Here is a 13,923-nt window from a genome sequence, read left to right as displayed (position 1 = left end):
CATGACCAAACTGTCGTTGACACTTCCGTTTCAGTCAAACGAGACACTGCCAAGCTACTGCTCCCGCATTGCTGCTGTAAACGGCATCGAGAGTGCGTCGGAATTCTCGGCGCATTTTGGTTTCCGTTTCGACCGGCTGGTGAAGGGCGGGCACGCGGAGATAGACGTGTTTGCAGAGCTTGTTGGGAAAATGCCTATTCAGTTGCATCGCGGCCAGCTCTCTCAGCATGGGAAAACGGTCGTGATCCAAGAGAGCATCTTCACTCGGGAGTTTATCGACACGGACCGTTGTCGCGTCTGCCCGGCATGCGTGCTGCGGGACATCGGTCCGGAATTTTCATTCCATCGGGCCTATGGTCGCACAGAATGGATGCTGCGGTTCGTCCATACATGTCCTGATCATAAAATTCCTCTGGTTAGGTTTGGTGGTGGGCGAAAGAACTTCGGTGATTTCGCAACGCAAATACGGGCGATAATCGAGGAGCTGAAAACTCACGCGAGTAAGCCTCGTTTGAATATCCCTATTCGTCTCCAGGACTATGTGATCAACCGGATGCGCGGGAGCAAAACGCAGGGCGGCTGGCTGGACGATTTCCCTTTGCAGGCAGCGGCACATTTTGCCGAACTTCTCGGTGCAGTCGTCCGGGACGGGTCCGAACCTGACCTGGAAAGCTACACCTCAGACGACTGGATAGAGGTCGCCGAGATCGGGTTTGGAATTGCGGAAACGGGGGAATCTGCCGTGAGAGCTGCCCTTCAGGAATTCCTTGAATTCAATCCGATAAGTCGCCGGGTACGAGCTTCGATGTTTCTTGGCAGATTATACGCCGAGCTTATTGAGCGACATGACCTGCCAGGATACTTGGAATTAGGCAAGTTTCTCGAAGGTGTGGTGCGGGAGCGGCATCCGAATTTGGTGTCCGACTTACCAGCCTGAACTTCGTGCCATCCCCAATAAAAACCGGGTTTCGACCCGGTTTTTTTGTGCCTTGATTTCCCTCAAATTTGGGCCAAGCCACGTTCCGTTTTGGGCCTCTAGCCTTCCGTTTTCCTTGAAAATCAGGGGCTGGAGTGCACCCCGTTTGACCGGACAAGTCGGCTAGGTTGATTTAGCCCTGATGAACTGCCGAGGGGAAGCCATCTTGAGGGCAGAATGGGGATGGATTTCATTATAATCCTCGATCCATCCGTCGATGAGCCGGAGCGCTGTTTCGGCGTCCGGCAGAGGTGATATGCGCACGTAATCCCGTTTCAGGGTTTTGACGAATGCCTCCGACATGCCGTTCGACTGAGGGCTGGCGACCGGCGTGAAGCAAGGTGTGAGATTGAGTGCTTGTGCAAACAGCCTCGTGTCCCTCGCGGTGTAAGCAGAGCCATTGTCGGAGAGATGCTCGATAGCGTGCGGGGCTCGGGTTGCATGGAAGCGTTTCTCGACCGCCTCCAGCATCATGTCACGCACGTCCGAGCCGGAAATGCCTGCATTGGCAACCGCCGTCCATGCGATGATCTCCCGGTCGAAAGCGTCGATGATGAAGGCGAGACGGATCACCTCGCCGTTCCAGCAAGTGAACTCCAGACCGTCGGAGCACCAGCGCAGATTGGAGCGCATGACCATGACCTTGCCGTCATGGATGCGGCCCTTGCGAACGGCCGTATGCTTCTCCAGCAACATGGCGTGGTTGCCCATGATGCGGTGAACCCGCTTGGCGTTAACGACGGGCTTATCGGCGGCTCGCCTTTCGCGATTGAGGAGCGCGGCGATCCGCCGATAGCCATAGGTTGGCCTTTGATCTACCAGTCTGCGGATGATGGGTACAAGCTCTGCATCATCGGCCTTCTGATAGGAGCCGCGCGGCTTAGATCTGCCTTTCAGCCGCTCGATGAGGTTGGAACGGGATACGCCCAGCGTATCTGCGACGGCCTTCATCGCGAACCGTCCTTCGGCAACAAGATCGGCCGAGATATCCGTTTTTTTGAGTCCGCTTTGGAAAGGGCTTCGCGGAGGATTTCGACCTCCATCGTCTTGCGGCCAAGCATGCGCTCCAGCTCGCGGACGCGATCTTCCAGCTTCTTCACTTCCGAATTGCCGACCACCGGCTCGTCAGAATCCACAGCTGCAGCACCTCCCTCGCTCAAGAGCCTGCGCCACCGGTAAAGCAGATTGGGCGCGACGCCATGGCGGCGAGCGGTGGACGATACCGTCTCGCCTGGTTCGAAACTCTGCTCAATGATCGTCAGCTTTTGCTCGGTTGTCCACCGCCTGCGGCGCACATCACCCGTCAGCAATTCAACATGTCGATACTCGTTAGACATAAGCCTGTCCTCAAGCCTGTGCTTGAGCCTTTCTGCTTATGCCGACTGTCCGGTCGAAATGGGGTGCAGTTCAGGGGCTTTTAAGAGGTGTTTGGGCCATACGACATTCCGTTTTTACATCAGCCGCATTCAACCGCGATTGAAAAGCAGAAACGTTGAACCAAACCCCAGCCCGTCAGATTGATTTTAGCGAAACACGTTTCTCAAGTTCATCTGCCAGCTCTTTGCGTTCGCTATATCGGTCTGTGAGATAGACGGAAGCGTCACGCGTCAGCAGCGTGAATTTCACCAGTTCCTCACAGACGTCGACGACCCGGTCATAATAAGATGACGGCTTCATCCGACCTTCCGCGTCGAATTCCTGATAGGCCTTTGCCACCGAGGACTGGTTTGGAATGGTAATCATCCGCATCCATCGGCCGAGAATTCGCATCTGGTTCACGGCATTGAAGGACTGGCTGCCGCCAGACACTTCCATGACAGCAAGCGTCTTGCCCTGTGTTGGTCGTAAAGAACCGATGGCAAGAGGAATCCAGTCTATCTGTGATTTCATGATGCCGGTCATCGCGCCATGGCGTTCGGGACTCACCCAGACCTGTCCTTCCGACCATTCTGAAAGTTTACGCAATTCCTGCACCTTGGCGTGGCTGACCGGCGCTTCATCGGGCAAAGGCAGGCCCTTCGGATCGAATATCCGAACCTCGCAACCGAGCCGTTCGAGCAGCCGCCCAGCCTCGAATGCCAGCAGACGGCTATAGGAGACTTCGCGCAGCGAGCCGTAAAGGATCAGGATGCGTGGTTTATGGGTCGAAAACGCCGGACGCAGAGCCTCCGGGTCGATGCTGTGCAGGTGACGCCCCTGCAACGCGGGAAAACTATCAGGCAACGCGCTTTCCTTCACTGTCGAGGACCTGCTCCCCGTCCTCCTTGAAGAACGGTCCTTTGAATGTGTCCGGCAGAATATCCAGCACGACCTCTGAAGGACGGGCGAGCCTGGTGCCGAGCGGCGTTACGACAAAGGGACGATTGATGAGGATCGGCGTTTCCATCATCGCATCGAGCAACTGATCGTCAGTCAGGTCCGGATTGTCGAGACCGAGCTCGGCGTGGGGCGTCCCCTTCTCGCGCATGGCTTCGCGCACCGTCAGACCCGCATTCGCAATCATGCGTGCAAGCTGCTCGCGTGTAGGCGGTTCCCGCAGATATTCGATCACGGTCGGCTCGATCCCTGCCGCGCGGATCAGCGCCAGCGTGTTGCGCGACGTCCCGCAGGATGGGTTGTGATAGATGGTGGCGTCCATGGTCATTGCCTTTCGGTCATTATCGTTCGGGAAACAGCGGGGGCAGCCTCATACCAGTCCTTCGAGCGGTTCACGATCCAGACGACCGAAAGCATGACCGGAACTTCGATGAGGACGCCGACAACAGTTGCCAGCGCCGCGCCCGACTGAAATCCGAACAGGCTGATGGCGGCCGCGACCGCGAGTTCGAAGAAGTTGCTGGCACCGATAAGTGCCGAAGGTCCGGCAACGCAATGGCGTTCACCCGTCATGCGGTTCAGGAGGTAGGCAAGCCCCGAATTCAGATAGACCTGGATGAGGATGGGGATCGCGAGCAGGCCGATGACGGCCGGCTGGGCGATGATTTGCTCGCCCTGAAAGGCGAAGAGAAGGACCAGTGTTGCAAGCAGCGCCACCAGCGAGATCGGCTGCAGCCTCGCAAGAACGCGATCCAGCATTCTTGATGTTCCGTCAGTCATGAGCCGGTGCCTGATCAGCTGCGCGAGGATGACGGGAACGACAATATAGAGCGCGACAGAGAGAACAAGCGTATCCCAGGGCACTGCAATGGCGGAAAGACCGAGCAGAAGGCCGACAACGGGAGCAAAAGCCACGACCATGATCGCATCGTTGAGCGCCACCTGAGACAGCGTAAACAGCGGCTCACCCCGTGTAAGGTTGCTCCACACGAAAACCATGGCGGTGCATGGAGCCGCGGCAAGGATGATCAAACCGGCAATATAGGAATCGATCTCACCAGCCGGAAGATAAGGACGGAACAGCCAGCCGATGAAAACCCAGCCGAGCAGCGCCATCGAGAACGGCTTGACGGCCCAGTTAATGAACAATGTCACACCAATACCCCGCCAGAACATGCCGACCTGCGAAAGAGACCGGAAATCGATCTTGAGCAGCATCGGAATGATCATCAGCCAGATCAGGATCGCAACCGGAATGTTCACTTTGGCGATCTCGGCCGCAGCGATGAGCTGAAACGCGCCGGGCATCAGATGGCCGAGCGCGACACCGGCGACAATGCACAGAAACACCCAGACGGTCAGATAACGTTCGAACAGGGACATCAGGCCGACTTTCCTTCAGGATTGGTGGTTCCGTCCAAAGAGCCGATCTGTCTGAGTCGGGTTTCCAGCGCCATTCGATCGATGGACTGCAGGGGCAGGCTGATGAAAGCCGCGATCCTGTTCTTGAGGAAACGCGCCGCCTGCGCAAAGGCGCGCTGAACCTCGATTTCCGAGCCGACGACAGCAGCAGGATCCTCTATCCCCCAATGGGCCGTCATGGGGTGGCCGATCCAGACAGGACAGGCTTCGCCGGCCGCGCTGTCGCACACCGTGAAAATGAAATCCATCTGTGGCGCATCAGGCCCTGCAAACACATCCCAGCTTTTCGAGGTGAACCCGCTCGCGGGATAACCCAGCAGCGCCAGTTCCTTAAGGGCGTGGGGATTAACCTCTCCCTTCGGCTGGCTGCCGGCCGAATAGGCATTGAATCTCCCCTCACCTTCCTTGGCGAGAATGGATTCGGCGAGAATGGAGCGAGCGGAATTGCCCGTGCACAGGAAGAGCACGTTATAGATCTTTTCGGTCATGGTTTCGGTCCGTGGTTAGGTCGGTTGTCTGGCAAGCCCCGCGATGGGAGCAGAAGAGGTTGTGGACACCAGCCCGGCGGCGTTCATGCCGGCCTCGCCCGCAGGTTTGCAGCAGGGTGTCAGCTCGGCAATCAACGGCGCACAAAGCTCGGTCGAACCACCGCAGCAATCCTTCAGCAGAAACAGCGTCAGCAGACGCAACCCGTCAAGATCGGCGCGATAGATGATGGACCGGCTCTGCCGCTCACTCTTGACCAGGCCAGCCCGGGAAAGCGTGGCGAGATGCGCCGACATCGTGTTCTGGGGAACGTCGACAAGACGCGCAAGCTCACCGGCCGGAACGCCATCCGGCTCATGGTGCACGAGAAGCCGGAAGGTCTCCAGTCGGGTAGATTGGGCGAGCGCGCCGAGCGCGGTTATTGCACTGCTGTTATCCATACATCCAGAATAATGGATATATATAGTATGTCAAGCGCCGAATGTCGTCTCCGCTCAGCGGAAAGAATGATCATGTAAATAACCAATAATACAATTATATCAATAATTAAAAATGATAAATTAATGTAATTTCATAATTCTCCTGACGCTTCCCGGCGTCGCAAATCCAGTTCTTCGCTGTAGCGCCTCAGCGTATGGCTTTCAGTCAGCAATCCGACAGGACGGTTTTCAATCTTGTCGTTGACGACGACAAGGGCTTCACTTTCCGCCGCATCGAAGGCTGCCGCCGCCTGCCGGGCATTCATGGTCGGCAGCAACACATCGTTCTTGTAATGCAGATAGGTTTCGAGGCTGATTTTGCTGGGGTCGCGATCCATCGGGTCGGCGTAGATTTCCGGGACAAGGACGATGCCGGCATAACGCCCGTCATCATGGGTCATGATCACCCGTTGCGTGGAGCCGAGGGGGAACTTCTCCTTGAAGGCCGGAAGCCCCATGCTGACATTGGCCTTGCGGATATCGGCGCGCATCATCCTGCCGACTGTCAGGTCGCGGATCCAGCCGATATCGTGGGCGCTGCGAATGCTCTCGCCACGCAGGTGAAAACGCCAGGTGGCGAAGGAATAACCGAAGGTGGTGCGCACCACGAGCGAGGTGGTGATGACGGCGGCAAGCACCAGCGCCGTGATCTGGAAGTCGCCTGTCAGTTCCAGCGCCAGAAACGTCATCGTCAGCGGCCCGCCGATGATGGCGGCGGCAAAGGCGCTCATGCCGATCACGGCATAGACGATGGGCGCTGTCGACCCATAACCGATATAGGGTGCGCAGAGCGCGAAAATCTTGCCGAGCAGCGATCCCATGAACAGCGACGCGAAAAACAGGCCGCCGCGGAAATTCGAACCGATGGAAATGGCGCTGGCCGCCGCCTTCAGCAGAAACAGCCCGGCCACCCCATATATCGTCAGTTCGGCATCAATATTGACATGTAGTGCGCCATGGCCGCTCGACAGCACCTGCGGTGAAATCAGCGCAAGAGCACCCACCGCCACGCCGCCCATGGCGGGGCGCAGCCAGCCCGGAATGGCGCTTTTGCGCGCAGTTTCTTCGATGAAGGACACCGCCTGCATCAGCACGATGCCAATGGCCGCACACACGACGCCGAGAAAGATGGCGGGCACGTAATCGGCCGGCGTCACACGGCTGGCATCGACAATATCGATCGAAATGCCATGGCCGCCGATAATTCCGATGACCGTCGTCGCCACCAGCGCCGCGACGATGAGCGGCGCAAGCGTCACCACGGTATAGGTGCCGATGATGAGTTCGATGGCGTAAAACGCCCCGGTCAGAGGCGCGTTGAAGGCCGCAGCAATCGCGCCCGCCGCACCACAGCCGACAAGAATGCGCATGTCCCCTCGCCGCAGCTTCAGCTTGATGCCGATCTTCGAGGCGACGCCGCTGGCGATCTGCGTGTAGCCGGCCTCAAGCCCGACAGACGCGCCAAAACCATTGGAGACGATATTCTGCACGCAGACGATGATGCTGTCCGTTAGCGACAGGCGACCGCCATGCAGCGCATTCGCCTCGATGGGGTCGACCATGGGTTTCTTGCGTGTTTTCGAAAGAATGAAGATGATCAGGCCGAGCACGATGCCGCCGATGATCGGCCCGGCGAGCACGATACGGCCGGAGAGATCGCTGCTGCTCAGCCGCTCGACGCCGAAAACCAGAACATGCAGTGCCGTGCTCAGGGCGCCGATCAACGCCACCAGAAGGCCCGCTGCAATGCCAATCAAGACGGCAAGAAGCACCAGCCCCACTTCACCGCGCCGAAACATCGCCCGCAGGCGACTGGCGCGCAGATTGTCGAAAAAGCTCGCCATACTGGGTGCACGGAAAGGCTTGGTCGACATGTTATTCCTTCTCAGGCGGCGTCAGGCTGCTTCGATCTCTATTTCGAAACGCATCTGATCATAAGCCGGTTCAACATGATCAGGCGTTTCACGCATCACCGTTTCATAATCGAGCGGGATGTGCATGTGGGTCAAGATCGCCCTTTTGGGTGCGAATCTTTCGATCCAGCCGAGCGCCTGTTCCAGCGAAAGATGGCTGGGATGATAACGGTGCTGCAGCGCGTCGATGACGAGGACATCGAGACCGGCAAGTTTCGGCAGGCTTTTTACCGGAAAATCGCTGACATCGGTGCAATAGGCGACGTCACCAATACGGAAACCCAACGAATGCACATCGCCATGCTGCTGCATGTGCACGTTGAATGGGATCGGCCCGCCTGCCCCGTCGATAATAAAGGCCGTGTCGATATCGGCGATGATCCGTGGTTCGACGATGGGTGGATAGCTGCTGCCCGGCGGGGTCTCCAGGCAATAGGCGAAACCGTCCTTTATGCGCGCCATGGTAACGGGATCGGCATAGATGGGAATGCGGTTTTGCTGAAGGGCGAAATAAATGCGCAGATCGTCAATACCGTGCAGATGGTCGGCATGGGCGTGGGTGTAAAGCACCGCATCGACCGCCTCCACCTTCGCCGCGATCATTTGTTCGCGAAAATCCGGGCCGGTGTCGATGACGACGGTCGTCCTGCCGCCATCCGGGCCGATCTGTTCCACTAGGAAGGCCGTTCGCGTGCGCCGGTTCTTCGGGTTCTCGGGGTCGCAGGCGCCCCAGTCGCCGTTGATGCGCGGCACGCCGGGCGAGGACGCGCAACCGAGAACCGTGAAGCGACGACGGTAGATTGCCACGCCTACACCCTTGTCATCTTGGAAAAGCAGCGGAAGGCGTTTTCGGTGGTGATTTCGGCCATGCGCTCGAAGGAAACGCCATGCACCTCGGCCAGAACCTCCGCCGTGTTGACCACATAGGAGGGTTCGTTGCGCTTCCCGCGCCAGCGCTTCGGCGCGAGATAAGGCGCATCCGTTTCCACCAGCAGCCTGTCCAGCGGCACGGTGGCGGCGATATCGCGGATATCCTGCGATTTCGGGAAGGTCAGAATACCGGAGAAGGACACATAACCGCCAAGTTCGACGCCGGTTTTCGCCAGTTCAGGACCGGCGGAGAAGCAGTGCAGAATGAAGGGAAACGCCCCCTTGTCGCTTTCCTCACGCAAAATAGCGGCCATGTCCTCATCGGCGCTGCGGCTGTGTATAACGAGCGGCAGCTTTGTTCTTCTTGCGGCCTCAATGTGTCGGATGAGACCGGTCTTCTGGTCTTCCGGCTTCTGCGTATCGTAGAAATAATCCAGACCCGCCTCACCGATGGCGACGATCTTGTCGTGGCTCTCCGCCGACCGCACAAGCTCGTCGGCGGAAATATCCAGTTCCTCGTCGGCATTGTTGGGATGCGTACCGACCGAACAGAAGACTGACGGATATTTTTCCGCGATCTTCAAAAGCTCCGGCAGCCGACGCACCCGGGTCGAGATCGTCACCATTTGGGCGACGCCAGAAGCATGCGCGCGGGCGATAATGTCGTCGCGCTCGGCCTCGAAATCGGAAAAATCCAGATGGCAATGGGTATCGATCAGCATCGTTGTCGCCTTCACGCTTCCGGCGCGACGTAACGCGGGAAAACCGGCTTCGGTGCTTCCAGGGGAGTACCCGGAACCAGACGGCCAGCTTCGCCCAAAGCAGCGAAATCACGTTTATCGGCAGGCGCAGCGACAAGATCGAGCAGCTTTTCGCAGGATTGCGGCATGAAGGGCTGCAGGAGAATGCCGATCTGGCGCACCACTTCCGCCGTCACGTAAAGCACGGTGCCCATGCGCTCGGGATCGGTCTTCTTCAGTGCCCACGGCTCCTGCGAGGCGAAATAGCGGTCGGTTTCCGAGACGACGGCGATGATGGCCGCAAGCGCGCGGTGGATGAGCTGCTTGCCCATCTCCTCGCGGCAGAGCGCGAGCAGCCCGTCGGCGGAGCCAAGCATCGCCTTGTCTTCTTCGGTGAACTCACCGGGCGTCGGGATCTGGCCGTCGCAATTCTTGACAATCATCGAGAGCGAACGGCTGGCGAGATTGCCGATGCCATTGGCAAGATCGGCATTGATACGGGTGGCGATGCCCTCTTCGCTATAGCTGCCATCCTGGCCGAACGAGACTTCGCGCAGGAAGAAATAACGCACCTGATCGAGACCGAAATGGTTCACCAGATTGGCCGGATCGACGACGTTGCCGAGCGACTTCGACATCTTCTCGCCCTTGTTGAGCAGGAAGCCATGTGCATAGACCCGCTTGGGCAACGGCAGCTTCGCACTCATCAGAAAAGCCGGCCAGTAGACGGCATGGAAACGGATGATGTCCTTGCCGATGATATGCACGTCGGCCGGCCAATATTTGGCGCGCGGACCGTTCCTGTCTTCGATATAACCTGTGGCAGTGAGGTAGTTGGTCAGCGCATCGACCCAGACGTACATGACGTGCTTCGGATCGTTCGGAACCTTGATGCCCCAATCGAAGGTGGTGCGGGAAATCGACAGGTCCTTGAGGCCGGATTTAACGAAGGAGATGATTTCGTTGCGGCGTTCGGCCGGACCGATAAATTCCGGGTTTTCCTCATAGAGCTTCAGCAGCTTGTCCTGATATTCGGAGAGCTTAAAGAAATAGCTTTCCTCCTCCACCCACTCGACCGGCGTGCCCTGCGGCCCGTACCGGACGCCGTCAGCGCGCACTTCCGTCTCGTCCTCGGCGTAATAGGCCTCATCGCGAACGGAATACCAGCCGGCATAACTGTCCTTGTAGATGTCGCCGCTGTCGGCCATCAGGTTCCAGATATTGCGCGACGTCTCGTGGTGGCGCTCTTCCGTGGTGCGGATGAAATCGTCGTTGGAGGCATTGAGCAGCTTGCCCATTTCGCGGAACTGGTCTGAATTGCGCTCAGCCAGTTCTTCCGGCGAAATACCTTCCGCCCGGGCCGTCTGCTGCATCTTCTGACCATGTTCGTCGGTGCCGGTCAGGAAGAAAACATCCATTCCATCCAGGCGCTGAAAGCGCGCCATGGCGTCCGTCGCAATCAACTCATAGGCATGGCCGATATGCGGCTTGCCGTTAGGGTAGGAGATCGCGGTGGTGATGTAGAATGGTGTCTTGTCTGTCATGACGGTCTATCGACTTTACAGGCTGTTTTTTGGATAGACCGCTCTTAAACCATTGTTCGCAGCAGCGAAACAACAACTTCCCCATTTTGGGTATGATTCATACCCCGGTGCCTAAACCGAACGAATATCTTCCAGAATGGACAGCACCATCTGCTTCTTGTCGAGATTATAGGCCTGCGCGACAGCGGTGCGTTCAGAGAGCGCCGAGGAAAGCCGTGCATGTTTCTCCGCCGCGGCGATATCGCCCGCCATTGCCGCAGCCCGCGCTCGTGCCATCAGTTCTTCCGTCACATGCTCCATGAAGAAGCCGAGGACGATGTCGCCATCCTTCTGTGCCAGAACCTCCGCAAGCTTGTGCATGCGCTTGCGTGCCCCCGGCCCTTCGGCAGCCATCACCTCGGCAAAGACCTCGACAATGTCGGAACCGCCATAATTCATCAGTTTCAGCGCCTGCGCCACGCTGCCCTTGGCGGCGGAAAGCAGAGCGTCGCGTTTTTCGCCTTCCGGGCTGATACCGAGATGATCGAGAGATCGCACCATGGTCGCATCGGAAAGCGGCAGCAACCTCAACGGCATGCAGCGGGATCGGATGGTCGGAAGCAATTTTCCCGGCGCGTGCGACAGGACGAGGAACATCGCCCGCTTTGGCGGCTCTTCCAGTATCTTCAAAATGGCATTCGCGGCGTTGCGGTTGAGATCGTCGGCGGGATCGATGATGACGATACGCCAGTTGCCCGTGCCAGAGGTCTGCGAGAAGAAGTGCCCTGCCCGCCGCACCTCGTCCACCGTAATGGCGGATTTCACACGGCCCGTCTTTTCGTCCACAGGACGGGTCAGATGCAGCAGATTGTGCGAGGCGCCGGCGGTGATCTGCCGGCTGACCAGTGATTGCGAATCGGGATCGGCAAGGAAATCCGGCGCGGATGCGGGATCGGGATGGGTCAGCACATGATTGGCGAAACGAAAGGCGAGCGTCGCCTTGCCGATCCCCTCCGGTCCCTCGATCAGAATGGCGTGATGGCCCTTGCCGGAGCGATAAGATTGCGCAAGAAAGGCCTCCGCCTCCTCGTGCCCGAAAAGCCTCGTGTTCTGCTGCGGCGCAATCGCGCCGTCGAGAACGCCCTGAACCTCACTCATGCGCGGCGTCCGCAGCTTTTCCCGCACGCTCGAGCAAAGGCTCGACAAAGGACATGACATCCTCCGTCACCTTGTCCTGCGGCTGGTCGGCGTTCACGATCCGGCAACGACGCGGCTCGGCGAGCGCAATATCCAGATAGGCCTCACGACGCTTCTCGTGGGTCTCGATTTCCTCTTTTTCGAACCGATCCGGCGTGGCACCCTCATCCGCGCGCTTTCTGGCGCGGGCGAGACCCTTTTCGGCGGCGATGTCGAAGATCAGCGTCAGTTCCGGCACGATGCCGTCAATGGCGATGCGTTGCAGTGTCTCGATGAAATCCGGTTCCAGATTGCCGGTTGTGCCCTGATAGACACGGGACGAATCGAGGAACCGATCGCAGAGCACGATCTCGCCGCGCGCAAGCGCCGGGCGAATGACCTCTTCGACATGGTCGTTGCGCGCCGCCGCAAACAGGATTGCTTCCATGCGCACCCCGAAGGACTCCGCCGCACCAGAGAGGAGAACATGCCGAACGGCCTCCGCACCCGGCGAGCCGCCCGGCTCACGCGTCACGACCACCTCGAAACCACGGCCGCGAAGCGCCTCGGCAAGCGTGCGAATCTGCGTCGACTTGCCCGCCCCTTCGCCGCCTTCGAAGCTGATAAACAATCCGGTCTTTTCGGCCAATGTCACGTCCTGCGAGGAATTCACGTCAATGTTGAAATGCCTGTTTACAGCATCGAACCGAAAAGTGTGAAGCGCTTTTCAGAAAATCCGATGCCTGCAAAAAAGCATAGGAACCAGGCCGCGCCTCGATCAATCTTTCAGAGCCAGAACAGCAAGAGTTCCTTCAGCGCGCCTGTCGCATTCTGGGTGAGAGACCCCTTGCCGACCGCCGCCTTCGTATAAAGCGGCACCTCCCGCAACAGGCGCTCGCCCGAAAAAATCTTAAGCATTCCGGCATTTGCACCGACGTCCAACGGCGCATTCAGGGGCCAGCGATACACGATGCGGCCGGAAATACGATCCGGATTATTGACCGGCACCAGCACGCTGACATCTTCCTTCGGCGAAAGATCGATATGCGAAACATCGCCGCCATAAACGCTCACAGACCCGACCGCTTCGTCCTTGCTGAAGAGATGGCGCTTTTCAAAGGCGGTCAGGCCCCAGTCCACCACCCGGCGGGCCTCTTCCTGCCGCGTCTTGTCGTCCGCGATACCGCCAAGCGCCAGATAGACACGGCGGCCTTCCCGCTCGGCCGAAACGACAGCCGCAAAACCGCTGCCTTCCGCAAAACCGAGACCGAGACCGTCGATACCACTGCCGGGCATCAGGAGCGTATTCTTGTTGCGCTGGAAAATCCGGTTCCATTCGAAATCCGGTTTGGTGAAAAGCCCGTAACGGTCGGGATAGGTGTCATGCAGATGCTGGGCAAGGCGCACCATGTCCCTTGCACTCGTCCGGTTGCCGGGGTCGGGAAGCCCGGTCGAATTGGTAAAGGTGCTGCGGCTCATGCCCAGTTCGCCCGCCCGCACCGTCATGCGCTTGGCGAAAGCGGCATCCGAACCCGCCATGCCTTCGGCAACGACGATGCAGCCGTCATTGGCGTTCTGAACGATGATGCCGGTCAAGAGATCGTTGATGCTGACCGAGGATTTCAGCGCCGCGAACATTGTTGAGGTGCGTGAAGGCGCGCCGCCCGTGCGCCATGCATATTCCGAAACGGGATAAGCCGTCTCTGCGGTCACCTGCCCCTTTGAGAGCGCATCCAGCACCACTTCCACCGTCATCAGCTTGGCAAGCGATGCGGGTGGAAAAGGCTGATCCTCATTTTGAGAAAGAAGCACCGTCCCTGTTTCGGCATCGATCATATAGGCCTGTTCGGCCTTTGCGATGAAGGGGCCGGTCTGCGATTGCGCCGGGCCTGCACTGAAAAACGCAAACGCCGCCGCTGCGACGAGCGAACAATAGGAGCGATGAATGGCCTTGCGCATGAAACCGCCCAGTCCTGCCTGCCGTAACCGGCTGCCCGCGACAAAGGCAAAAGGCCGGCCGTA

The 13,923-nt window shown here is 58.6% G+C and carries 13 protein-coding genes and 1 pseudogene; 1 reads left to right on the top strand and 13 read right to left on the bottom strand.

What is annotated here, in order from left to right; all coding sequences use genetic code 11:
* Position 1 precedes the first annotated feature (1 nt).
* Positions 2-937 carry a TniQ family protein gene (locus tag AGR1_RS06255; RefSeq protein WP_187772062.1) on the top strand — a complete coding sequence of 312 codons (936 nt, stop codon included), beginning with the start codon at positions 2-4 and terminating at the stop codon, positions 935-937.
* Positions 938-1,099: 162 nt separating this feature from the next.
* Here the strand turns inward: AGR1_RS06255 and AGR1_RS06250 are convergent.
* From AGR1_RS06250 to AGR1_RS06190, 13 genes and pseudogenes are all read right to left on the bottom strand, one after another.
* Positions 1,100-2,313, bottom strand: a protein-coding gene (locus AGR1_RS06250; RefSeq protein ID WP_149146468.1) for an IS3 family transposase whose coding sequence is annotated in 2 segments (ribosomal slippage) — positions 1,100-1,977 and positions 1,977-2,313 — 1,215 coding nt in all. Because the reading frame shifts where the segments join, the coding sequence is not laid out codon by codon here.
* A 175-nt stretch (positions 2,314-2,488) separates the two neighbouring features.
* The gene (arsH, locus tag AGR1_RS06245; protein WP_281406418.1) at positions 2,489-3,199 is read right to left on the bottom strand and encodes an arsenical resistance protein ArsH; all 711 of its coding nucleotides are present in this window, start codon (positions 3,197-3,199) and stop codon (positions 2,489-2,491) included.
* Positions 3,192-3,614 carry an arsenate reductase (glutaredoxin) gene (gene arsC / locus AGR1_RS06240; RefSeq protein ID WP_080790757.1) on the bottom strand — a complete coding sequence of 141 codons (423 nt, stop codon included), beginning with the start codon at positions 3,612-3,614 and terminating at the stop codon, positions 3,192-3,194. The genes arsH and arsC overlap by 8 nt, the downstream gene beginning before the upstream one ends.
* Positions 3,615-3,616: 2 nt before the next feature.
* A complete protein-coding gene (arsB, locus tag AGR1_RS06235) occupies positions 3,617-4,675 on the bottom strand; it encodes an ACR3 family arsenite efflux transporter (RefSeq protein ID WP_149146467.1) in 1,059 nt (352 codons plus the stop codon).
* Entirely contained in the window at positions 4,675-5,202 is a 528-nt protein-coding gene (locus AGR1_RS06230) for an arsenate reductase ArsC (RefSeq protein ID WP_080790755.1), read from the bottom strand. The genes arsB and AGR1_RS06230 overlap by 1 nt, the downstream gene beginning before the upstream one ends.
* Before the next feature lie 108 nt (positions 5,203-5,310).
* Positions 5,311-5,640, bottom strand: a pseudogene (locus AGR1_RS06225) (metalloregulator ArsR/SmtB family transcription factor); the annotation flags it as partial.
* A gap of 131 nt (positions 5,641-5,771) precedes the next feature.
* Entirely contained in the window at positions 5,772-7,523 is a 1,752-nt protein-coding gene (locus tag AGR1_RS06220; RefSeq protein WP_187772168.1) for a chloride channel protein, read from the bottom strand.
* Between the two features lie 51 nt (positions 7,524-7,574).
* Entirely contained in the window at positions 7,575-8,399 is an 825-nt protein-coding gene (locus AGR1_RS06215; RefSeq protein ID WP_149146465.1) for an MBL fold metallo-hydrolase, read from the bottom strand.
* A 2-nt stretch (positions 8,400-8,401) separates the two neighbouring features.
* Positions 8,402-9,184, bottom strand: coding sequence for a TatD family hydrolase (locus AGR1_RS06210; RefSeq protein WP_149146464.1), 783 nt, complete (start codon positions 9,182-9,184; stop codon positions 8,402-8,404).
* Positions 9,185-9,195: 11 nt separating this feature from the next.
* A complete protein-coding gene (metG, locus tag AGR1_RS06205) occupies positions 9,196-10,746 on the bottom strand; it encodes a methionine--tRNA ligase (protein WP_149146463.1) in 1,551 nt (516 codons plus the stop codon).
* Positions 10,747-10,857: 111 nt separating this feature from the next.
* Positions 10,858-11,883, bottom strand: coding sequence for a DNA polymerase III subunit delta' (locus AGR1_RS06200; protein ID WP_149146462.1), 1,026 nt, complete (start codon positions 11,881-11,883; stop codon positions 10,858-10,860).
* On the bottom strand, positions 11,876-12,550 hold the full coding sequence (gene tmk / locus AGR1_RS06195; RefSeq protein WP_080792980.1) for a dTMP kinase: 675 nt from the start codon (positions 12,548-12,550) through the stop codon (positions 11,876-11,878). Before tmk ends, AGR1_RS06200 begins: the two co-directional genes overlap by 8 nt.
* Positions 12,551-12,687: 137 nt before the next feature.
* Positions 12,688-13,860: a D-alanyl-D-alanine carboxypeptidase family protein gene (locus AGR1_RS06190; protein WP_149146461.1), complete on the bottom strand. Its 1,173-nt coding sequence runs from the start codon at positions 13,858-13,860 to the stop codon at positions 12,688-12,690.
* Positions 13,861-13,923 lie beyond the last annotated feature (63 nt).

Source organism: Agrobacterium sp. B1(2019), assembly GCF_008274755.1.
Classification (GTDB): Bacteria; Pseudomonadota; Alphaproteobacteria; order Rhizobiales; family Rhizobiaceae; genus Agrobacterium; species Agrobacterium salinitolerans.
The sequence above is the reverse complement of the archived record's forward strand: the minus strand, read 5'-3'. Positions and strand labels throughout refer to the sequence as shown.

Bases quoted from the DNA above. Each gene is read 5' to 3' on its own strand.
- AGR1_RS06255 (WP_187772062.1), top strand. From the start codon at position 2: ATGACCAAACTGTCGTTGACACTTCCGTTTCAGTCAAACGAGACACTG.
- arsC (WP_080790757.1), bottom strand. From the start codon at position 3,614: ATGGACGCCACCATCTATCACAACCCATCCTGCGGGACGTCGCGCAAC.
- arsB (WP_149146467.1), bottom strand. From the start codon at position 4,675: ATGTCCCTGTTCGAACGTTATCTGACCGTCTGGGTGTTTCTGTGCATT.
- AGR1_RS06230 (WP_080790755.1), bottom strand. From the start codon at position 5,202: ATGACCGAAAAGATCTATAACGTGCTCTTCCTGTGCACGGGCAATTCC.
- AGR1_RS06220 (WP_187772168.1), bottom strand. From the start codon at position 7,523: ATGGCGAGCTTTTTCGACAATCTGCGCGCCAGTCGCCTGCGGGCGATG.
- AGR1_RS06210 (WP_149146464.1), bottom strand. From the start codon at position 9,184: ATGCTGATCGATACCCATTGCCATCTGGATTTTTCCGATTTCGAGGCC.
- metG (WP_149146463.1), bottom strand. From the start codon at position 10,746: ATGACAGACAAGACACCATTCTACATCACCACCGCGATCTCCTACCCT.
- AGR1_RS06200 (WP_149146462.1), bottom strand. From the start codon at position 11,883: ATGAGTGAGGTTCAGGGCGTTCTCGACGGCGCGATTGCGCCGCAGCAG.
- AGR1_RS06190 (WP_149146461.1), bottom strand. From the start codon at position 13,860: ATGCGCAAGGCCATTCATCGCTCCTATTGTTCGCTCGTCGCAGCGGCG.